General features: G+C 74.6%; 20 protein-coding genes. 5 read left to right on the top strand and 15 right to left on the bottom strand.

The window, feature by feature from the left end; all coding sequences use genetic code 11:
* Nucleotides 1-186: 186 nt before the first annotated feature.
* Nucleotides 187-1,224, bottom strand: coding sequence for an AraC family transcriptional regulator (locus AB0G16_RS02065; RefSeq protein ID WP_362797377.1), 1,038 nt, complete (start codon nt 1,222-1,224; stop codon nt 187-189).
* A gap of 129 nt (nt 1,225-1,353) precedes the next feature.
* On the opposite strand from AB0G16_RS02065, the gene AB0G16_RS02070 reads away from it, so the two are divergent.
* Nucleotides 1,354-2,223, top strand: coding sequence for an NAD(P)H-binding protein (locus tag AB0G16_RS02070; RefSeq protein WP_362797379.1), 870 nt, complete (start codon nt 1,354-1,356; stop codon nt 2,221-2,223).
* Here AB0G16_RS02070 and AB0G16_RS02075 read toward each other — a convergent pair.
* Entirely contained in the window at nt 2,210-2,572 is a 363-nt protein-coding gene (locus AB0G16_RS02075; RefSeq protein ID WP_362797381.1) for a DoxX family protein, read from the bottom strand. The two genes, AB0G16_RS02070 and AB0G16_RS02075, sit on opposite strands and share 14 nt — an antisense overlap.
* A 234-nt stretch (nt 2,573-2,806) precedes the next feature.
* Between AB0G16_RS02075 and AB0G16_RS02080 the strand changes: the two genes are divergently transcribed.
* A complete protein-coding gene (locus AB0G16_RS02080; protein WP_362797383.1) occupies nt 2,807-3,748 on the top strand; it encodes a LysR family transcriptional regulator in 942 nt (313 codons plus the stop codon).
* Nucleotides 3,745-4,290, top strand: coding sequence for a GNAT family N-acetyltransferase (locus AB0G16_RS02085; RefSeq protein WP_362797385.1), 546 nt, complete (start codon nt 3,745-3,747; stop codon nt 4,288-4,290). Before AB0G16_RS02080 ends, AB0G16_RS02085 begins: the two co-directional genes overlap by 4 nt.
* A gap of 60 nt (nt 4,291-4,350) precedes the next feature.
* Here the strand turns inward: AB0G16_RS02085 and AB0G16_RS02090 are convergent, their stop codons facing one another.
* The 3 genes from AB0G16_RS02090 to AB0G16_RS02100 are packed head-to-tail and all read right to left on the bottom strand — an operon-like array spanning nt 4,351 to nt 7,724.
* Nucleotides 4,351-6,813 carry a DUF4132 domain-containing protein gene (locus tag AB0G16_RS02090; protein ID WP_362797387.1) on the bottom strand — a complete coding sequence of 821 codons (2,463 nt, stop codon included), beginning with the start codon at nt 6,811-6,813 and terminating at the stop codon, nt 4,351-4,353.
* Nucleotides 6,814-6,815: 2 nt separating this feature from the next.
* Complete coding sequence (locus AB0G16_RS02095; protein WP_362797389.1) at nt 6,816-7,208, bottom strand: hypothetical protein; 393 nt, start codon at nt 7,206-7,208, stop codon at nt 6,816-6,818.
* A gap of 12 nt (nt 7,209-7,220) precedes the next feature.
* Nucleotides 7,221-7,724: an NAD(P)H-dependent oxidoreductase gene (locus AB0G16_RS02100; RefSeq protein WP_362797391.1), complete on the bottom strand. Its 504-nt coding sequence runs from the start codon at nt 7,722-7,724 to the stop codon at nt 7,221-7,223.
* 86 nt (nt 7,725-7,810) lie between these two features.
* Between AB0G16_RS02100 and AB0G16_RS02105 the strand changes: the two genes are divergently transcribed.
* Nucleotides 7,811-8,371 (top strand): helix-turn-helix domain-containing protein, encoded by a 561-nt coding sequence (locus AB0G16_RS02105; protein WP_362797393.1) that lies wholly within the window; start codon nt 7,811-7,813, stop codon nt 8,369-8,371.
* A gap of 127 nt (nt 8,372-8,498) precedes the next feature.
* Here AB0G16_RS02105 and AB0G16_RS02110 read toward each other — a convergent pair whose 3' ends face one another.
* A complete protein-coding gene (locus tag AB0G16_RS02110) occupies nt 8,499-9,065 on the bottom strand; it encodes an NADAR family protein (protein WP_362797395.1) in 567 nt (188 codons plus the stop codon).
* Nucleotides 9,066-9,238: 173 nt separating this feature from the next.
* Between AB0G16_RS02110 and AB0G16_RS02115 the strand changes: the two genes are divergently transcribed.
* Nucleotides 9,239-10,126: an NAD(P)-dependent oxidoreductase gene (locus AB0G16_RS02115; protein ID WP_362797397.1), complete on the top strand. Its 888-nt coding sequence runs from the start codon at nt 9,239-9,241 to the stop codon at nt 10,124-10,126.
* Between the two features lie 67 nt (nt 10,127-10,193).
* On the opposite strand, the gene AB0G16_RS02120 is transcribed toward AB0G16_RS02115, so the two are convergent.
* The 9 genes from AB0G16_RS02120 to AB0G16_RS02160 form a co-directional block, all read right to left on the bottom strand.
* Nucleotides 10,194-11,021 (bottom strand): AraC family transcriptional regulator, encoded by an 828-nt coding sequence (locus AB0G16_RS02120; RefSeq protein WP_362797399.1) that lies wholly within the window; start codon nt 11,019-11,021, stop codon nt 10,194-10,196.
* 158 nt (nt 11,022-11,179) lie between these two features.
* Nucleotides 11,180-12,109: a TauD/TfdA family dioxygenase gene (locus tag AB0G16_RS02125; RefSeq protein ID WP_362797401.1), complete on the bottom strand. Its 930-nt coding sequence runs from the start codon at nt 12,107-12,109 to the stop codon at nt 11,180-11,182.
* Between the two features lie 28 nt (nt 12,110-12,137).
* Nucleotides 12,138-12,965: an ABC transporter ATP-binding protein gene (locus AB0G16_RS02130; RefSeq protein ID WP_362797403.1), complete on the bottom strand. Its 828-nt coding sequence runs from the start codon at nt 12,963-12,965 to the stop codon at nt 12,138-12,140.
* Nucleotides 12,949-14,010: an ABC transporter substrate-binding protein gene (locus tag AB0G16_RS02135; protein WP_362797405.1), complete on the bottom strand. Its 1,062-nt coding sequence runs from the start codon at nt 14,008-14,010 to the stop codon at nt 12,949-12,951. The genes AB0G16_RS02130 and AB0G16_RS02135 overlap by 17 nt, the downstream gene beginning before the upstream one ends.
* An 80-nt stretch (nt 14,011-14,090) precedes the next feature.
* Entirely contained in the window at nt 14,091-14,849 is a 759-nt protein-coding gene (locus AB0G16_RS02140) for an ABC transporter permease (RefSeq protein ID WP_362797407.1), read from the bottom strand.
* A gap of 267 nt (nt 14,850-15,116) precedes the next feature.
* Nucleotides 15,117-15,194: a putative leader peptide gene (locus tag AB0G16_RS02145; protein WP_362797720.1), complete on the bottom strand. Its 78-nt coding sequence runs from the start codon at nt 15,192-15,194 to the stop codon at nt 15,117-15,119.
* Nucleotides 15,195-15,258: 64 nt separating this feature from the next.
* Nucleotides 15,259-15,927: a response regulator transcription factor gene (locus tag AB0G16_RS02150; RefSeq protein WP_362797409.1), complete on the bottom strand. Its 669-nt coding sequence runs from the start codon at nt 15,925-15,927 to the stop codon at nt 15,259-15,261.
* 61 nt (nt 15,928-15,988) lie between these two features.
* On the bottom strand, nt 15,989-17,182 hold the full coding sequence (locus tag AB0G16_RS02155) for a sensor histidine kinase (RefSeq protein WP_362797411.1): 1,194 nt from the start codon (nt 17,180-17,182) through the stop codon (nt 15,989-15,991).
* Nucleotides 17,183-17,278: 96 nt separating this feature from the next.
* The gene (locus AB0G16_RS02160; RefSeq protein ID WP_362797413.1) at nt 17,279-18,652 is read right to left on the bottom strand and encodes a lipase; all 1,374 of its coding nucleotides are present in this window, start codon (nt 18,650-18,652) and stop codon (nt 17,279-17,281) included.
* Nucleotides 18,653-18,815 lie beyond the last annotated feature (163 nt).

An 18,815-nucleotide genomic window follows, 5' to 3' on the forward strand; every position in this document is an offset into this window, starting at 1 on the left:
GGATCACCTTCCCGGCTCGCCCGGGTACGGCTCTTCTACCGGATCACGCCCGTCCGCGCCTTCGGCTACGGCGCGGACGGCCTGACGGCGACACGATGGCGGTTCGCATGACGCGGAGCGCCTCCGCTGCGGGTGGCGGCGTCGTCCTGGCGCGCGCCGCCGACGTGGACACCCGCGCCTCACCGGTCATCGGCGACGGCCGGCTCCGGCGACCTCGGCCCGGTTCTGCCGCCGGTAGGCACCCGGCGCGATGCCGTACTCCCGTTTGAAGGCGGCGGCGAAGGCGAACTCCGAGCCGTACCCGACCCGGCCGGCCACCTGACCGAGCACGGCGTCGGTCTCGCGCAGCAGCCGGGCCGCGACGGTCATGCGCCACCAGGTCAGGTAGGACAGGGGCGGCCGGCCGATCAGGGCGGTGAAGCGCCGGGAGAAGGCCGCCCTGGACAGCCCGGCCAGCGCCCCGAGCGCCTGGACCGTCCAGGGGCGGGCGAGGTCGCGGTGCAGTGCGTGCAACGCGCCGCCGATCGCCGGGTCACCCAGGGCGGCGGCCCAGCCGGTGGCCGTGCCGCGTCCGGCCTGCTCGTCGAACCAGGCGCGCAGGATGTAGAGCAGCAGCATGTCGAGCAGGGCGGGAACGACGGTGTCCACGCCGAGGCGCGGCTCGTCCAGCTCGCCCCCGAGGAGGTCGACGGCGGCGCGCAGCTCGGGACGTCGCCCGAGGCGGGCCGGCAGGTGGACGATCTCCGGCAGGTCGGCCAGGAGCGGGTGGGCGCGGCGGGCGTCGAGCCGGTACCCGCCGCAGAGGGTCACGGTGACCGCCTGCGACCCGTCCCGTCCGGTCCTCCCGACGCTCGCCGAGGCGTAGCGATCCTCGGACCGGGAGTCGCTCAGCGGATCGCAGGCGGGTTCGGTCAGCGGGGTGGCGGGGTCGTCGGCCAGCGCGTAGCCGCTCCCGTGGGGCAGGAACACCACGTCGCCCACGTTCAGCACGACGGGGGCGGCGCCGCCGGGGCCGCCGCCGGGGTCAGGGTCGCCGGGGGCGGCGGGAGCTCCGCCGGGGTCAGGGTCGGGGAGCAGCAGGCACGATCCCTGCAGGACCACGTGGAAGCCGGCGGAACCGCGCACCGTGGGGAAGCGCTGCCCCCAGGGGGCGTGCCAGCGGATGCACGCCGAGCGAGGCTCCCCGGCCCGTGTCGCGGCGACCACGTCACTGAGCACGTCCATGGCGGGAGTCTAGTGAGGCGTCGGCGCGAGACGATCACATATGAAACCGATACTCAGCGGCATTGGTCGTCTTACGGCACCCCCGTACGGTTGGGCCCACGCGAAACGATCGAGCGTCGGGAGCCCTTCATGACACGGCAACGCAGGACCCTGGTTCTCGGAGCGACCGGCCTGGTCGGCCGTCAGGTCGTGGCCCGGCTCCTGGAGGAGGGCGCCGAGGTCGGCGCCCTGGCCCGTGATCCCGCGACGGCCCGCCTGCCGGACGACGTCGAGGTGACGCGCGGCGACCTGGGCGCCCTGAGCGGCCCGGGCGGTGCGGACGCCCCGGGTGGCACGGACGCCCTGCGCTCGTCCCTGGACGGGGTCGAGGCCGTGTTCCTGCTGTGGCCGTTCGCCACGGCCGAGGGGATGCCAGCGCTCCTGGACGCCGTCGCCGCGCGTGCCCGCCGCGTCGTCTACCTGTCCTCGGCGGCCGTACGCGAGCACGAGCGGCGCGTCGAGCGGATGATCGAGCGCTCCGGGCTGGAGTGGACGATCCTGCGGCCGCACGCCTTCGCGGCCAACGCCCTGCGCTGGGCCGAGCAGATCCGCGCCGAGGCGGTCGTGCGCGAGCCGTACGGCGAGGCCGCCATGCCCCCGCTGCACGAGCGCGACCTCGCGGCGGTCGCGGCGCACGCCCTCCTCGGCGACGGGCACGGCGGCGCGACCTACGAGCCGACCGGGCCCGAGACCATGACCCAGGCCGAGCAGGCGCGCGTCATCGGGGAGGTGACCGGCCGCCCGGTGCGCTGGGAGGAGGTCTCACCGCCGGTCGCGCGGCGGCGCATGCTCGACCTGGGGTGGCCGCCCCCGGTCGCGGACGGCGTCCTGGCGGCACAGGCCGCGCTGGTGACCGGGCCGAGAGCCGCCACCGACACGGTGGAGAAGATCACCGGCGCCCCGGCGCGCACGTTCCGCACCTGGGTGACCGACCACGCGGACGCCTTCACGACGCCGTGAGAGCGGCCACCGCCAGGACGAGAGAGGCGACGGCCAGCGCGAGGTAGACCCCCGGGAAGGCGATGTTGTGGAGGACACGGGCGCGGACGTGGACGACGACGGCGCCGACGAAGAACAGGCAGAGCCCGGCGGCGGCCGCGACGCCGACGGGCCGGACTCCCACGAGCCCGAGGAGGAGCCCGGCCGCCCCGGCGGCCTTCAGCGCGGCGAGCGCCGGGAGCCTGGACGACGGGACCCCCACCTCGGCCGCGTTGGCCAGGACGAACCCGATCCGTGCCAGGTCGGCCACGGCGCTCCCGGCGTTGGCCACGATCGTGACGACGGTGACGACCGCGTAGGCGGTGGACATTCGCGCGGCCCCGGTTCAGCCGATGACCCGATGGTCACCGAGGACGTCGAACGGCAGGGCCGCCCCCACCTCGGCGAAGACCACCCGGACCGCGTCGGCGACCTGGTGGTGAAGCATCGGAACGGGCATGGCGTCTCCTCGCCGATCGTGGACGGCGGCGGGCCGTCGCCCGCCGCGTCAAGCCTCACCGAGGGCCGGGAACGCGTCCAATATCCGTGTCCATAACCTGGAGGCATGGACGTCGACACGCGGTTGCTGCGGTACTTCCTCGCCGTGGCGGAGGAGGGGAACCTCACCAACGCCGCCGGGCGGCTGTTCGTGTCGCAACCGGCGCTGACCAAGCAGATCCGGCAGCTCGAGACGCGGCTCGGGACCCGGTTGTTCACCCGGTCGCGGGCCGGCATGGCCCTCACCGAACCCGGCCGGACCCTGGCCGGACGGGTGCCCGGCCTGCTGGCCGACTGGGACCGGGCACTGCGGGAGACCAAGGGCACGGCCACCCGGGCGGCCCGGGTGCTGCGGGTCGGTTTCCTGGCCAGTGCCGCCAACGAGGCCACCCAGCACATCGTCGCGGCGTTCGCCCGCCGCAGGCCGGGGTGGAGGGCCGACATGCGGCAGGCCGCGTGGTCGAACCCGACCGCCGGGCTCGCCTTCGGGGGCGTCGACGTCGCCCTGCTGCGGCTGCCCTTCCCCGGCCAGGGGGGCCTGCGGGTGGAGGTGCTGTTCAGCGAGCCCCGCTGGATCGCGCTCCCCGCGGCGCACCCGCTCGCCGCGCGCGACCTGATCTCCTTCGAGGAACTGTGGGACGAGCCGTTCGTGGCGGCACCGGCCGAGTCGGGCTGGTGGCGGGACCACTGGCTGGCGGCCGACGAGCGCGGCGGCCGTCCGGTCCGTGTCGGCGCCGTCACCGACCGGCCCGACGAGTGGCTCAGCGCGATCGCCAACGGGTACGGCGTCGCCCTGGCCCCCGAGTCCGCCGCCCGCTTCTACGCGCGTCCCGGCGTCGTCTACCGGCCCCTCGACGGGGTCGGCCCCAGCCGGGTGGGCGTGGCCTGGGCGCCCGCCGACGACGCCGACCCCGTCGTCCGGGACTTCGTCCACTGCTGCCTGGCCGTCGTGCCGCCCGGTCGCGACGGGACCGGGGGCGGGGCTGCGCGGGGAGGAGATCGATCGTGACCGAGGTGGTGACCGAGCGGCTGGTGCTGCGCCGCTGGCGTGCGGAGGATCTGGGACCGGTGGCGGCGATGGACGGGGACCCGGAGGTCATGCGCTTCATCGGCGACGGCTCGGTCCGCACCGGGGAGCAGACCGCGGCCACGCTCGCGTTCATGGAACGCGACTGGGACGAGCGCGGTTTCGGCCTGTTCGCCGTGGAACTGCGTGAGACGGGGGAACTGGCCGGCTGGACGGGGCTGACGGTCCCGGCCTACCTGCCCGAGGTGCTGCCGGCCGTGGAGATCGGCTGGCGGCTGGGACGGCGTTTCTGGGGGCGGGGCATCGCCACCGAGGCGGCCCGGGAGGCTCTGCGCTTCGGATTCGCCGACGCGGGCCTGGACCGGATCATCAGCGTCTGCCACGTCGACCACCACGCGTCGGCCCGGGTGATGACGAAGCTGGGCATGCGCCAGGAGCGGGAGACGGTCGTCCCCGGCCCGGGCCGTCCGGTGCGGGTCATGGCGATCACCCGCGAGGAGTACGCCGCCGCCCAGGGCGGCTGACGGCCGCCGCCCACGAGGGGCCCGTGCCGGCACGGTGCCGCACCGGACCGTCGCGGCGTGTCAGCCGTCGAGCTGGCGAGTGATCGAGGGGTCGGTGATCGCGGTGTCGTCGGCGAGCAGGAACGCCTTGGAGAGGATGACCGACAGCATGCCGCCGTCCTCCTCGAAGGGCAGGAAGAGGGGTTCGGGGTCGCGGCCGTGGCCGGGGACGACGCACAGGTAGGCGTCGTTGGGCTCCATCAGGATGTTGCCCGACCCCAGGTGGATGCGGTAGGTCCGCCGGTCGCCCCGCACCCGCAGGAACCGGTCGGTCAGTTCCGCCCGGCCGGCGATCCTCAGCCGGGGCAGCAACCGGGCCAGCACGTCGCGACGGGTCCGGGCGGTCTCGGCGAGCTCACCGAAGCCGTAGGAGTGCCAGTAGTCCTCGTGCCCGCCCGTCGCCCGCGGGTCGAGGCCGACCGAGGCGACGCCCACGGCCAGGTCGGCGTCGCGCAGCGCCTCCGACAGCACCAGCGGCGGCACCTCGGTCAGGGGCGCGGCGTCGTAGGGCCACCGGCCGTCGGGCCGGCCGTCCTCGTGGTCGTCCCCGGACGGTTCCGCGCGGTGGAAGCGGATCCGGTCGCTGACGCAGAACGACGCGGTACCGCCCCCGTCGGTCTCCCAGGACTCCCAGGGCAGGCGCATGTCCCACTCGATCCGCCAGCCGGACAGCTCCTTGACCGCCACGCCCTGCTCGGAACCGCCCGCCGCGTCCCAGTGCCCCATGGACAGGCCGGTCCAGCCGCGCTGGTTCAGCAGCGCCTTGGCCTGCCCGTAACGCAGGGTGTGCCCGGCGAACCGGCCGGAGTGGGTGCCGGTGCCCTCCTCGGCGGGGGTCAGCAGGTAGATCTCACGGAACACCTGCTTGTACGGCTGGCGGACGCCGCGCTCCAGCAGGTGGTCGCGCCAGGCGCGCACGTCGTCGGCGCTCTCGCGGATCGGGTGCCACAGCATGACCGGGGTGTCGGGGTCCGGCCGGACACGACGGCCCGGCGGGTCGGTGAGCTCCCAGCCGGTGCCGGTCCGGACGGGGATCCCGGCCGGGCCCTGGAGGATCTGCCAGACGAGGTCGCGGGCGTACGTGCCGGTGAGGGGGTGGTCGAGGAAGAACTCGCTCACCTGGTGCCAGCGCCACATCCGCTCCTCGACCAGCGCCCGCTCCAGCCGGAACCGCTCGGCCGGCAGCGCCTGCCTGAGCTCCTTCAGCGTGGCCTTGAGCTCGGCGAGGGCGGGGTCCCTGCGGATGGCCTGGGGCGCCGACCTCACGGTCCTCCCCGCGGCGTTGACGAACTCCAGCGCGGGGCCGTCGGCGCGCAGCCGTACCAGGCAGTCGCCGATCCTCTCCTCGCGCACCCCGTCGGGGCCGAGACCGAAGGACGGCACGGTGCGGTCCAGCAGTTGCTCGCGGCTCAGCCCCGCTCCGGCGGCCACCGCGTCCAGGGTGCGCGCCACGCCCGCCAGCACGCTCTTCCTGCGGACCTTGGCCTGGAGGCGGGCCAGCGGCGCGACCGTGTCCGGGCCGCCCCGGCGCGCCAGGACGCCGACGGCGGCGTTGGCGAGCTTCTCGCTGCGGCAGTCGGCGCCGGAACCGCCGATCCCGGTGCCGCAGGTCAGCGCGACGTCGCCGAGGAGCGCCACCACCCACGGCTCGTCGAGCAGCGCGCACGTCCACACCATGCCGCGCAGGGGGACGGCGGTACGCCAGTCCAGGAAGACGGTCGTCGTCCACTCGTGGCCGTCGTCGGCCCGGTGCGCGACGCGCTTCTCCCGGTGGGCCGCGACCCGGGTGAGGATCTCGCGGACGAGGGCGGCGGCCTCGGGGGTCAGCAGCTTCCCGGTGGTCGCCAGCCATCGGTCGCTGGGCCTGGAGGAGCGGGCGGTGTTCCAGTGCCGCAGCAGCGGCAGGACCTCGGGGGCGGCCAGGCGGTGGCCGTACTCGTCGGCCAGCAGGCGGGCGACGTCGTCGCAGTCCCAGATCACGTTGCGGACCGCGCCGGCCGGGCCGTGCTCGGGAGGTTCGGTCAGCAGCTCCTCCAGTTGCCCGTGCACGGCCTCCCAGAGCGGCCGCAGGTGACGGCGGAACTCCTCCGGCGTCCTGCCCAGGACGCTTCGCCGGTCGGTGTGGTTCAGCCGCCGGATCGCGGCGAACGGGATCCGGCACAGCTCCGCGTGATCGGTGCGCCGCCAGGCGTTCAGCCCGCTCGCCCACCAGAGAAGACGGGCGTCGTGGACCGTCCAGGGGATGTCGGCCGCGGCGACGAGCCCGGTCAGGCGCAGGACGCGCTCGTCGTGGCCGTCCTCCGGGCTCAGACCGAGCAGGAGCTGCGCCCAGTGGCCGAACGTCCGCGGGTCCTCCTCCGTGCCCGGCAGGTCCCGCCCCTCGGCGAAGGCCGCGTCGAGCCGGGCGAAGGCGTCCTCGGACGAGGGGCCGAGGGCGCGCAGGGTGAAGTCGTAGGAGGACGACAGGCCGGCGAGGACACCCACGGTCACCCTCCGACCAGCGGGACGAGCTTGATGAACGAGACCACCGGGTCGGCGGTCAGGTCGATCACCTCGGACAGGTCGTCGACCTGCCGCTCCCCGACCAGCAGCACGAACCCGTTGCGCCGGAAGGCCCGCTCGGCGATGTCCGCCTGCTTCTCCCAGTCGATCCGCCGCTTCGCGCCCGTCCGATAGCCGTTCAGCTCGGTCTCGGCCTCCACCGGGCGGACCAGGCCGGTGAACCGCGTGGAGGGGGCGGCGTTGAACCGCGCGACCTCCTCACGGACGCGTAACCGCACGAGCTCCCGCGCCGTGATGCTCTCCGGCAGGCCGGGGAGCGTGAACTCCTCCGTCGTCCTGCCCGTCGCCGTCTCGTCCCTGAAGGTGACCGTCGCCATCTCGCCTCCCCGTCAATCACTGGAAAACCCTGCAGGGAGAGTGATAGCAGGGGGCGCCGACAGGAACGCCCGTCCCGCCGCGACGGTGTCCGGTGGGCCGTGACGGGGGGCGGCGGCCACCGGGACGGCGCGGGTCGGGTGAGGCCGGCGGCCACCGGGAGCGGCCGGCTCATCGCCTCGCCTCCTCCAGGACGCGCAGCTCGGCCGCGGCCCGTGACCCGGCCTGCCGGTCGCGCAGGTGGGACAGAGCCGGGTCGCCGCCCACGCCTCCCGCTGCGCGGGGGTCCGCACGGCCTCCCGGTAGCGGCCGATGTCGGTGATGCCGTGCGCCAGCACGTGGTCGCACAGCTCGGTCCACGCCTCACCGATGTGCGGTACGGGGTCGGCCGCCAGGTCCCGGTAGGTGTGGCACCCGCCCGGGTGCGCCGCGCGCCAGGCCTCGGCGAACCTCCGCGAGAGGTCCCGGGAGATCGAGTTCCGGCGGGCGCTGGCGTCCAGGTGCAGCAGATGAGTCATGGTTGTCCTCCGACTAAGCGGACACCGTGTCCACTTGAAGGACCATACGCGATAAACGGACACAGCGTCCAGATATGCTCCGGGGCATGGAGAGAGCCGACGCCGCTCGCAACCGCGCCCGCGTCCTGGAGGCGGCCGAGCGCCTGTTCGCGGCCGAAGGGGCGCCGAACGTCACCATGGAGGACATCGCGCGCGCCGCCGGGGTGGGCCGCGGCACCCTCTACCGGCGCTACCCGGACCGCGCGGCGATCGCCCTGGCCCTGCTCGACGAGCACGAGCGGGCCCTGCAGGAGAAGCTGCTCCGCGGCGCTCCTCCCCTGGGTCCCGGCGCGCCGCCCGCGGCCCGGCTGTCGGCCTTCTACGCCGCCATGGTGCGCCTCCTCGAGGACCACGCCCACCTTGTCCTCGGCGCCGAGACCGGCCGCTCCCGGTTCGCGACCGGCGCGTACGGCTTCTGGCGGGCGCACGTGCGGTCCCTGCTCGTCGCCGCCGGCCTGCCGGACCCCGACGCGCTGACGGACTCCCTGCTCGCCCCGCTCGCCCCCGAGGTGTACGGCTTCCAGCGCGCCGAACGCGGGCTGAGCCCCGAGCGGATCACGGCGGCCCTGGCGCGGCTGGCGAACGGCGTCCTCGGCGGGCACGAGTGACCCGTCCCGCGCCCGGCGACCGGCATCCGGCGACCGGCGGACGCGCGTGACCTCGGTGAACGTCAGGCGGCGCGAGGACCGGCCGTCACGGCGTGGAGAGCGACCCTCACGGCAGGGGGACCGCCCGTCACCCCCGCCTCAGCGTCCGCCGTACCTCCATCAGCGCGAACCCCAGCAGGTTCGGCCCCCGCCACAGCTCGGGCCGCCCGGCCCGCTCGTCGTCGGCCGCCAGCCCGATCCCCCAGATCCGGTCCACGGGGCTCGCCTCGACCAGCACCCGGTCCCCCGTCCCCAGCAGGAACTCCCGCAGGTCCGGGTGGCCGCCGAACTTGGCGAGGTTGGCCCGGACCACCAGGTCGAAACGGGCCTCCTCCCAGACCCGCTCGTCGAAGCCGCGTACCCTCCGCCCCAGGTCCTTGGCCCGCTTCGGATGCTCCGCCGCCACGATCTCCGCGGCGGTCCCCTCGTCGCCGAACAGCCGCGCCTTGCCCGCCATCATGAAGTGCTCGGCGGTGCGGTAGAGCACCCCGTCCACGGTGAAGTCCGCCGGCCACCACTGCGACAGGCACCCGGCTCCGACGCCGCCGGAGCGCGGCGGCCGGTGGCCCCAGAACATCAGGTACCTGACGCGCTCGCCACGTTCCACCGCCGCGATCAGAGTCGCCACGTCCCGCACGTCCGCCACCTCGCTCATGCGCGCCACCCTCGCAGACGACGGCCACCGGCGGCCAGCCGATTTCCCGCCTCCGCGCCCCGCCCCCGTCCCCCGGCCCCGTCCCCCGACCCCACGGCCACGCCGGCCGCACAACCGTTCAAGACCGCCACGGGCCGCCCGGGGTAGAACGGTGCCCCGACCGGGAGGGGAACATGGACATCGGCTTCGTCGGTCTCGGCCTCATGGGACGACCCATGGCGCTCAACCTGGCACGCGCGGGGACGCCGCTCGTCGTGTGGAACCGCACCGTCGAACGAGCCGAGCCCCTGCGTGAGGCGGGGGCGACGGTGGCGGCGAGCGCGGCCGAGGTGTTCGAGCGGGCGCGCCTGATCTTCCTGATGCTGGCCGACGAGGCCGCGATCGACTCCGTCCTCGGGCGCGGCGCCCCCGGGTTCGCCGCGACCGTGGCCGGGCGCACGATCGTCCACATGGGCACCACCACGCCCGTCTTCTCCGCGGGCCTGGAGGCCGGCCTCCTGGCCGCCGGGGGCCGCTACGTCGAGGCGCCCGTCTCGGGCTCGCGCGCGGCCGCGGAGGCCGGCCGGCTCGTGGCGATGCCGGCGGGCGAGCCCGCGGCCGTCGAGGAGGTCCGCCCCCTGCTGGGGCCGATGTGCCACCAGACGGTGGACTGCGGCCCGGTGCCCAACGGGCTGCTGATGAAGCTCGCGGTGAACGTGTTCCTGATCACGACGGTGACCGGGCTCGCCGAGTCCTTCCACTTCGCCGACCGGCACGGTCTCGACCTCGAACGGCTCCGGGAGGTGCTGGACTCCGGCCAGATGGCCAGCGACATCTCCCGTATCAAGCTCCGCAAGCTGATCGGGCAGGACTTCGCCCCCCAGGCGGCGATCGCCGACGTGCTGAAGAACAACCGGTTCATCGCCGAGGCGGCGCGGAAGGCCGGGGTGGCCTCGCCGCTGCTGGACGTCTGCCACGCCCTGTTCGGGGAGACGCTCGCGCTGGGCCACGCCGGCGACGACATGGCGGCCGTCGTCCGCGCCATCGAGGACAGGACGCGCCGCGCGCGGGAACGCCCCTGACCTCGATCGTGCGCCGCACCGCCCGGCCGCGGGAGCGACCGTCACCGCCCGGCCGCGGGAACGACCCTCACCGCCCGGCCACGAGGGCGGCCGTCCAGCGGCCGGGTGTCAGGCCGTAGGCGCCTTTGAACATCCTGGTCAGGTGGCTCTGGTCGGCGAACCCCGCGGCCTGCGCGGCGTCGCCCGGCGGCGTCCCGCCCGCCAGCAGCCGCCGCGCCCGGTCGAGCTGCCGCATGGTGCGGAAACGGGTCGGGCTGGTGCCGTACGCGGCGCGGAACTGGCGCGCGATCGTCCACCGGTCCAGCCCCGAGGCGGCCTCGAACTCGGCGAGCGAGTGCCTGACCGCCGGATCGGCCACGATCAGCTCCCGTACCCGGGAGAGCGCCTCCAGCGCGAGGGGCGCCCGCCTCGCGGGCCCGGCCCCGGCGGTCCCGGAGTGCCGCTCCAGCGCGTCCGCGAACAACAGCGCGAACTCCAGGCGTTCGGCCTCCTCCAGCGGCCGGTCGATGTCGGCCAGGCACGCGGCCAGCGACGCGGGCATCCCGCCGGGCCTGACCACGGGGTCGGCGACGAACGGCAGCGGCCCGCCTCCCAGCGCCTCCCGTACGAGGGACGGGTCGAGGTAGACGATCCGGTAGCCGAACCCCTCGTCGGTGCCGGCCGCGCCGTCGTGGACCTCGTCGGGATGCAGCACGTGCCACTCCCCGGGCAGGCAGTGACGCCGCTCGCCGCGGTAGCGGAAGGTCTGCACGCCCCTGAGCGTGATGCCGATCGCGTACGTGTCGTGGCGGTGCGGCTCGAACGCCGCGCCGACCAGGGAGGCCTCCAGCCGCTCCATCCCGGCCGCGTCCGGGCCGAACCGCAGCCGGTATCCGGGTCCGTCCACCCGTTCCATGTCCCGGACGCTACTACGCGCGCGGCCGGCCGGCACCACCGCGCGGGCCGGGAGAGAAGGCGGACGGACCGGCGCCGGGACGCCGTCGGACGGGGAGACCGTCAGGCGGGGACGGCGTCAGACGGGGACGGCCGGTCGGACAGCGCGGCGGACGCCGGTCACGCGCCCTCCGCGGCCCCCGGCGGGCCGGCGGGGCCGAAGGGCCGGTCGCCGCGCAGGGTGACGCGGTGCATCACGCGGCGGGCCGTGCCGTAGTCGCGGTTGGCGTAGTGGGAGGTGGAGCGGTTGTCCCACATGGCGACGTCGCCGACGCTCCAGCGGTGGCGGACGATGTGCTCGGGCTTGGTCAGGTGGGCGTGGAGCAGGTCCAGGATCGCCCGGCTCTCGGCCTCGGACACCCCCACGATGTGCGAGGTGAACCCGGGATTGACGAAGATCCCCCTGCGGCCGGTCTCGGGGTGGACGCGGACCACGGGGTGTTCCACCGGCTCCAGCCGGGTGACGGCCTCGTCCTCCCAGACGTTGCCCCTGCCGCCGCGCCGCTGCGCGAGGTGGTAGCCGAACTCCCGGGTGCCGTCGTGCACCGCGGTGAGCCGGTCCGCCAGGTCCCGCACCGGGGCGGAGAGGGAGTCGTAGGCGAGCTGGGAGTCCGCCCAGCTCGTGTCGCCCCCGGCGGGCGGCAGGACGACGGCCCGCAGGATCGACCCGAGCGGCGGGCGGGGCATGAACGTGACGTCGGTGTGCCAGACGTCGGCGAAGCCGTTGTCGGCGCTGTCGAGGGCGTAGATCTCGGGGTGGGCCTCGTCCACGCCCTCGATGACGGGGTGGGAGACGGTCAGCTCGCCGATGCGGCGGCCGAGCGCCACCTGGGCGTCCTCGTCGAGGTCCTGGCCGGCGAAGAACAGCACCTTGCGGTCGACCAGGGCGGCGCGGACCGCGAGCAGTTCCCCGTCGGTGGCCGTGGCCAGGTCCAGCCCCTCGACCCGGGCTCCGAAGTGCGGCCCGAGCGGGTCCAGGGTCAGTGCGGCGGCGGTGGAAGGGGTGGCGGGGGTGCCGGCGGGCGGCGCGGCGACGGTCCGGGTGGTCATCGGGTTCTCTCCTCGCGGGTGGGCGTTCTCACGCGGCGGCGGCGCGTACGGCCTGGCCGACCGTGGCGCGGAACGCGGCGTACTCGGGAAGGGCACGCAGTTCGTCGGGGCCGAGCCCGGCGCGCGGCAGGGTGATGTCGAGGTCGAGCGCGATCCGGCCCGGACGGCGGGTGAGCACCACGACGCGGCTGCCCAGGAACACCGCCTCCTCGACGCCGTGGGTGACGAACACGCAGGTACGGCCGGTCTCCTCGCTCACCCGGCGCAGGTCCTCCTGGAGCCGTTCGCGGGTGAGCGCGTCCAGGGCGGCGAACGGCTCGTCGAGCAGCAGCAGCGGATCGTCGCCCGCCAGCGCCCTGGCGATGGCGACGCGCTGCTGCTGGCCGCCGGAGATCTGCCAGATCCGGCGGTCCGCCACGTCGTGCAGGCCGACCCGCTCCAGTAGTTCCGGCACCCGGCGGGCGCGCTCCGCGCGGGGCACGCCCGCGTACCGCAGGGCGAGCTCGACGTTGCCGCCCACGCTCTTCCAGGGGAAGAGCCGGGGCTGCTGGAACACGACCCCGGCGCCCCTGCCGGGGACCGGTTCGGCGCCGCCGCTGCGCACGGTCCCCGAGGTGGGCCGTTCGAAGCCGGCGACGAGCCGCAGCAGGGTGCTCTTGCCGCAGCCGGAGGCGCCGACGATCACGAGGAACGTCCCGCGGGGGACGGTCAGCGAGATCGGCCCCAGGGCGGTCACGGCGCCGCCCGCGGTGCCGTAGACGTGTTCGACGTCGCTCACCCGCACGGCGGCCCCGCCGGCGTCCTCCCCGGTCCCGGGGAGGTGGCCGGCGGTCGCGAGGTCAGGAGCCGAGGACACCGGGAAGCCCCTTGTTGTAGATGGCGCGCTCGACCGTCGCCAGGTCGGGCACGGAGTCGATCTTCCGCTGGTCCTTGAGGAACTGGGCCGCGCTGACCAGGTTCTTCGCCAGGCCGCCGACCTTGCCCGGCGTGCCGAGCCACTCGGGCGAGGCCAGGTCGGACGGCTTCAGGAAGACCCCCTGGCTGAGCTGGGACCTGGCGTCCTCCTTGCTCAGGTTCAGCTCCGCGCCCACCGCCTGTGCCGCTGCGTCGGGGTCCTCGGCGATCAGGTCGAGCGCCCGGGCCTCGGCCTTGCGCCAGGCGTCGACCGCGTCGGGGTGCGCGCCGACGAACGCGGTGGACACCACGCCGAGGTCCAGGGTGGGCCTGCCCGCGGTCGCCAGCTCCCGGCTGGCGATCAGCACCTTGCCGGTCTTCTTGAGCTCCTCCAGGGTGGGCAGCCAGGTGTAGGCCGCGTCGATGTCGCCCCGCGTCCACGACGCCAGGATGTCCTGAGGCTCCAGGTCCACGATCGTCACCTCGGACTCGGCCACTCCCGCCCGGTCCAGGGCGGCGAGCAGGCTGTAGTGGGCGGTGGAGGCGAAGGAGGTGGCCACCTTCTTGCCCCGCAGGCCGGCGACGTCCGGGACGCCGGCGTCGTTCCTGACGACCAGCGCCTCGTTGTCACCGGCCACGTCCAGTACGAACGCCACCCGGTAGGGGATGTTCAGCGGCGCCGACAGCCCGCGCGCGACCGGGCTCGACCCGATGGCCGCGATGTCGACGCTCCCGGCGACGAAGGCGGTGTTGATGCCGGCCCCGGAGTCGAACTTCGTCCAGGTGATGGCGTAGCCGGGCAGCGCCTTCTCCAGCCAGCCCTTGTTCTTCACGATGAGGTCCCCGCTGGGGAACGCCTGGTAGGCGATGCGGATGGTCTTGGCCGCCCTGTCACCACCGCCGCCGCTTCCGGCGGAGGCCGCGCCGTCGCCGCATCCGGTCAGGGCGAGGGCCGTGGTGACGGTCAGGACGATCGAGAGCAGGTGGGACGGACGCGGCCGTGACATGATCGGCTTCTTTCTGGGCTGGACGGTGGTACGGAGACCGTCGGGAGCGGGAGGAGAAGGGAGCGGCGGGGCGGGACGGCTCAGACGCGGCCCCTCCACGGGATGAGCCGGTTCTCGGCGACGCGCAGCAGGCCGTCGAGGAGCAGCCCGGAGATCCCGATGGCGAACAGACCGAGTACCACGACGTCGGTCTGCAGGTAGCGCTGGGCGTCGCGGACCATGCCGCCGATGCCCGGCACGCCGTTCACGGTCTCGGCGGCGACCACCGAGGAGTAGGCGATGCCGACGGCCAGCCGGACGCCGGTGAAGATCTCCGGCAGGGCGCTGGGCAGCACCACGTCCTTGATCGTGCTCCATCGGGACGCGCCCAGCGCGCGGGCCGCCTCCACCAGTCCGGCCGGGGCGCCGTGCACCGCCGCGGCCGTGGCCACCGCGACCGGGGGCAGTGCCGCGATGGCGAGCAGCCACAGCTTGGGGGTCTCGTCGATGCCGAACCAGATGATCAGCAGGCTGAAGTACGCGAGCGGGGGAAGGGCGCGCACGAAGGTCACCACGGGTTCGGCCACGAAGCGGATCCACGGCACGACCCCGAGCACGACGCCCACCACGAGCCCGCCCGCCACCCCGAGCGCCGAGCCGACGAGGATGCGGCGCAGGCTGATCCCCAGATGCTCGGCGAGAAGGTGGCCGCTGTAGCCGCGTACCCCGTCGTGGGTGCTGGACAGCAGGACGAGCTGGTCCCACACGGCGCCCGGCGCGGGCACGAAGGACGGGTTGTCCGCCGCGGCCGCGGCGAGCTGCCAGAGCCCCAGCAGGACGAGCAGCGACAGCGCCCGCACGCCGAACCGCCGGCTCGTCCGGGCGAGGCGGGCCGGTCGCGAGGCGGGGCGCGCCCTTTCCCGGGGCCGCGGCCCCTCGGGACGTACGGAACCGGCGCCGGGATCCGGCGAGAGGGGTGCCGGGGAGCCCGCGGGGTCCGGGGAGAGGGAGGTGGGGGCGGAAGAGGTCACGGCTGTCACTCCGGGAGGTCATCGGTCCGAGCCGCCGGAGGCGGGGCACGGCATGACGCGGAAAGGAAGGCGGGCGCCGCGGCCGGAAGGACGCGGTCAGAAGCGACAGGTGGAGCCGGTCACCCGGCACAGGTCGAGGTGCAGGCGCCGGACCAGGCGCACGGTCACGAACATACCTATTTCCTACCAACAAATAGTGAATTAGGCAATCGCGGGTCCTGGGCGCGTCACCGGGGCTTCAGTCGACGGGCCGGTCCGGGGTGACGAGGCCGCTCTCGTAGGCGTAGACCACGGCCTGGGCGCGACCGCGCAGGTCCAGTTTGGCGAGGATCCGGTTGAGGTGCGTCTTCACCGTCGCCTCGGCCAGCCGCAGCCGTTCGGCGATCTCGGTGTTCGACAGGCCGCGCGCCACGTGCAGGAGCACCTCCCGCTCGCGCGCGGTGAGCCCGTGGGCCTCCCTCCTCGGCGTGTCGTCCGGCAGGTGGACGGCGAAGCGCTCCAGCAGGCGGCGGGTCGTGCTCGGCGCGACCACCGCGTCCCCCGAGTGCACCGACCTGATCGCGCTGAACAGATCGCCCGGGGGCACGTCCTTGAGCAGGAAGCCCGACGCTCCCGCCCTGATCGCGGCGAAGGCGTACTCGTCCAGGTCGAACGTGGTGAGGATGAGCACCTTCGGCGTCGCGGCCGTGGCGCCGGCGCGGATGAGACCGGTCGCCTCGACGCCCCCCATCCGCGGCATCCGCGCGTCCATGAGCACCACGTCGGCCTCGGTCGCGCGCAGCACCTCGATCGCCGCCGCGCCGTCCGCCGCCTCGCCGACCAGCTCGATGTCCGGCTGCGAGCGCAGGACCAGCCGGAATCCGGCCCGTACGAGCTCCTGGTCGTCGACCAGCACGACTCGGATCATGATCTCCCACCTCGCTCCGGAGACGTCCGCCCCCTGTCGTCCGCTCCCGCGACGCCCGCGCTCATCGCGTGGGCTCCGGCTCGTCCCGGCGCACGGGGATGCGGGCGAGCACCCGGAAGCCGCCGCCGGGCCGGGGGGCCGCGCTGACCGTTCCGCCGTACACCGCCGCCCTCTCGCGCATGCCGACCAGGCCGTGACCACCCGCGATCCCGGGCACGGCCGCCCCCCGGCCGTCGTCGGCGATCTCCAGCTCCACCTCTTCCCGGCCGAACGCGACCTCGACGGTGGCCCGCGTGCCCGGCCCCCCGTGCTTGAGGCTGTTCGTCAGCGCCTCCTGGACGATCCGGTAGATCACCAGCTGTTCCCCCTCGGGCAGCTCCCGGGGAGTCCCGCGCACGGCGAGCCCGGTCGGCAGGCCGGAGGTCCGGGACCGCTCGACGAGCTCGTCCAGCCGCGCCAGGCCCGGCTGGGGGGCGTGCGGTTCCGCGGTGCCCGTGTCGTCGCGCAGCACGCCCACCAGGCGGCGCATCTCGGCGAGCCCCCGGCGGCCCGTCGCCGAGATGGTCCGCAGCGCCTCGCGGGCCAGTTCGGGATCGCTGTCGAGGGCGTATCCGGCGCCGTCCGCGTGGATGACGATCACGCTCATGTCGTGCGCGACCACGTCGTGGAGCTCGCGGGCGATGCGCACCCGCTCGGCCGCGGCCGTGATGATGGCCTGCTGGTCGCGCTCCCGCTCGGCCTGCTCCGCCCGTTCCACCAGGCTCTCCACGTACCTGCGACGGGTGTTGGCACCGATCCCGGCGATCCAGATCGCGACGACGAACACGGAGAACGCGGCGTACTCCCTGATCAGGACCGGCACCGCGCCGTCCGGCCGGAGCACCACCAGCAGGATGCCGAACTCGGCGACCGCCCCGGCGGCGATCGCCCAGCGCAGCCGGCGGCGGGAGGCCACACCGTACATGGCGACCAGCACCGCGATGTTCGCGGCGATCATGTCGAGGCCCGCCGCCCACTGGACGAAGCTCACCGACGCCGTGAGCGCGAAGACCGTGAGCGGGTACCGCCGCCGCCACGGCAGCGGGGCCATCAGGGCGGCGACCAGCACCAGACCGCCCCACAGGCCGCCCGTGCGCACCCCCTGCCCGTCCTGCTGGATCACCTGGATCAGGCAGAGCAGCGTCGTCGGCGCGATGACGAGGACGTCCCTGATGGGACCGGGGAGCGCCACCCGGGCGCGCGGTCTGCTGAGCACGAACCCAACGATATGTATCATCCGTTTTGTCGGGTTCCCTCTCAGGGCGGAGATCCCGGTACACCCCAGGTTGCACCCGGCGGGGCCGGCACCGGACTACGGGATCGGCCTCACCTCGGGGTAGGTCCTCGACGGGCCGTCGAAGAGGCGGGTCTGCCGTCCCCGGAGGTGCAGGTCGAAGAAGGCGGTGAGGTGGGCGCGCTGGGCCGCGACCGAGCGCGCCGGGTCGATCGTCCCGATGGTCTCGGCGACGGGCACGTCCTTCAGCTTCCCGGCGAGCTGCGGGAACATCGCCTGGAGGTCGAAGAACGAGAAGTGCCGCGCCCCGGCGAACCGGATCTCGCGCTTCCAGCCGGTGGAACGCTCCCAGAAGGACTTCCAGGTGGGCTCGGTCCGCCGGGTGGTGGTCTCCCCCGCCACCTGCAGGAACGGCTTGCTCACCCCGCTCCCGGCGACCGGGCCCAGCAGGACGCCGTCGAGGTTGGCTCCCGCGTCGACGCGCCGGTCCTCGTGGACGAGCCGGGCGGCCGTGGCCCCGCCCATGGAGTGGCCGAAGACGCCGACGCGGGACAGGTCCGGGGCGCCGCGCAGCCCGGCCGGCAGCCTCACGCGCGCCGCGTCGGGGTTCTGCCCGCGGTCCAGGCGGGCGAGCCGGTCCAGGACGAAGCGCATGTCCGCCACCCGGGTCGGCATCAGCACGCCGAAGAGCCCGGCCTGCTCCTGCTCGGTCCGCACCGGCGGGAGCCTGGACCTCTCGACCCGGCCGCCGGGGAACTCCACCTGGTCGAGCTGGTGGGTGTGGTCGACCGTGACGACGAGGTAGCCACGGGAGGCCAGTTCCTCGACCAGGACGGTGCTGAGCGTGCGCGGGGCCTCGTACCCCGGCGAGAACAGCACGACCGGCAGGCCGCCGGCCCTCCGGTCCACCGGGGCGCCGGCGCGGGCGTGCGTCCTGGTCGCCGCCCAGTTCACCTCGCCGGGCTTGATGCCAAGGTCGGCGGCCGTGTCCCGGTCGAAGTCGGCCGCGGCCAGCGGCGGCATCTGCGGCGCCAGGGGGTGCTTCCCCGACCGGCGGGCGGGATACCAGAGGCTCACCATGAGCTCGCGGTAGGGCTGGGACGGCACCAGGGAGTCCGGGCGCGACCGGTCCACCAGGTGCAGCGAGACCGTGCCGATCGGGTGCCGGCCGGTGGGCGCCGGCAGCGACAGCGTGAGGCCCTTCGCGGACGCGCCGGGCGAGGCGGACGCACTGGGCGCGCCGGACGTGCCGGACGTTCGCGGCGTGCCGGCGAGGGCGGGCGCGAATGGTCGCGGCGGGGACGATCCCGGCGTGGCCGGCCCCGTCCCGTACGGCGCGGGGCCGGCCGCCGCCGGGGTGGCGCCCTGCGCCACCAGGGCCGCGGCGATCCCCAGCCCGGCGATCGCCCGTCCCGTACGGCGGGTCGTGGTGGCTCGCGTGGAAGCCGTCATCGGTCGTCTCCTCACAGGTGGTCCGACGTGCTCCCTCGAGCCTGCCTGTGACATCCGGCCCGTCCTTCGTCCTCGGGGACGAACCGGAGATGACGCGGCGGGTGGACCGAGAAGGATCATCATCCGCCGGGATGACGTGAGGAGACGGGCCGCGGAGTGGTCC

This window comes from Streptosporangium sp. NPDC023615 (genome assembly GCF_040640155.1).
Classification (GTDB): Bacteria; Actinomycetota; Actinomycetes; order Streptosporangiales; family Streptosporangiaceae; genus Streptosporangium.

Coding starts and splice junctions, on each gene's coding strand:
- AB0G16_RS02065 (WP_362797377.1), bottom strand. CDS start 1,224: ATGGACGTGCTCAGTGACGTGGTCGCCGCGACACGGGCCGGGGAGCCT.
- AB0G16_RS02070 (WP_362797379.1), top strand. CDS start 1,354: ATGACACGGCAACGCAGGACCCTGGTTCTCGGAGCGACCGGCCTGGTC.
- AB0G16_RS02075 (WP_362797381.1), bottom strand. CDS start 2,572: ATGTCCACCGCCTACGCGGTCGTCACCGTCGTCACGATCGTGGCCAAC.
- AB0G16_RS02080 (WP_362797383.1), top strand. CDS start 2,807: ATGGACGTCGACACGCGGTTGCTGCGGTACTTCCTCGCCGTGGCGGAG.
- AB0G16_RS02095 (WP_362797389.1), bottom strand. CDS start 7,208: ATGGCGACGGTCACCTTCAGGGACGAGACGGCGACGGGCAGGACGACG.
- AB0G16_RS02100 (WP_362797391.1), bottom strand. CDS start 7,724: ATGACTCATCTGCTGCACCTGGACGCCAGCGCCCGCCGGAACTCGATC.
- AB0G16_RS02105 (WP_362797393.1), top strand. CDS start 7,811: ATGGAGAGAGCCGACGCCGCTCGCAACCGCGCCCGCGTCCTGGAGGCG.
- AB0G16_RS02110 (WP_362797395.1), bottom strand. CDS start 9,065: ATGAGCGAGGTGGCGGACGTGCGGGACGTGGCGACTCTGATCGCGGCG.
- AB0G16_RS02115 (WP_362797397.1), top strand. CDS start 9,239: ATGGACATCGGCTTCGTCGGTCTCGGCCTCATGGGACGACCCATGGCG.
- AB0G16_RS02120 (WP_362797399.1), bottom strand. CDS start 11,021: ATGGAACGGGTGGACGGACCCGGATACCGGCTGCGGTTCGGCCCGGAC.
- AB0G16_RS02125 (WP_362797401.1), bottom strand. CDS start 12,109: ATGACCACCCGGACCGTCGCCGCGCCGCCCGCCGGCACCCCCGCCACC.
- AB0G16_RS02135 (WP_362797405.1), bottom strand. CDS start 14,010: ATGTCACGGCCGCGTCCGTCCCACCTGCTCTCGATCGTCCTGACCGTC.
- AB0G16_RS02145 (WP_362797720.1), bottom strand. CDS start 15,194: ATGTTCGTGACCGTGCGCCTGGTCCGGCGCCTGCACCTCGACCTGTGC.
- AB0G16_RS02150 (WP_362797409.1), bottom strand. CDS start 15,927: ATGATCCGAGTCGTGCTGGTCGACGACCAGGAGCTCGTACGGGCCGGA.
- AB0G16_RS02160 (WP_362797413.1), bottom strand. CDS start 18,652: ATGACGGCTTCCACGCGAGCCACCACGACCCGCCGTACGGGACGGGCG.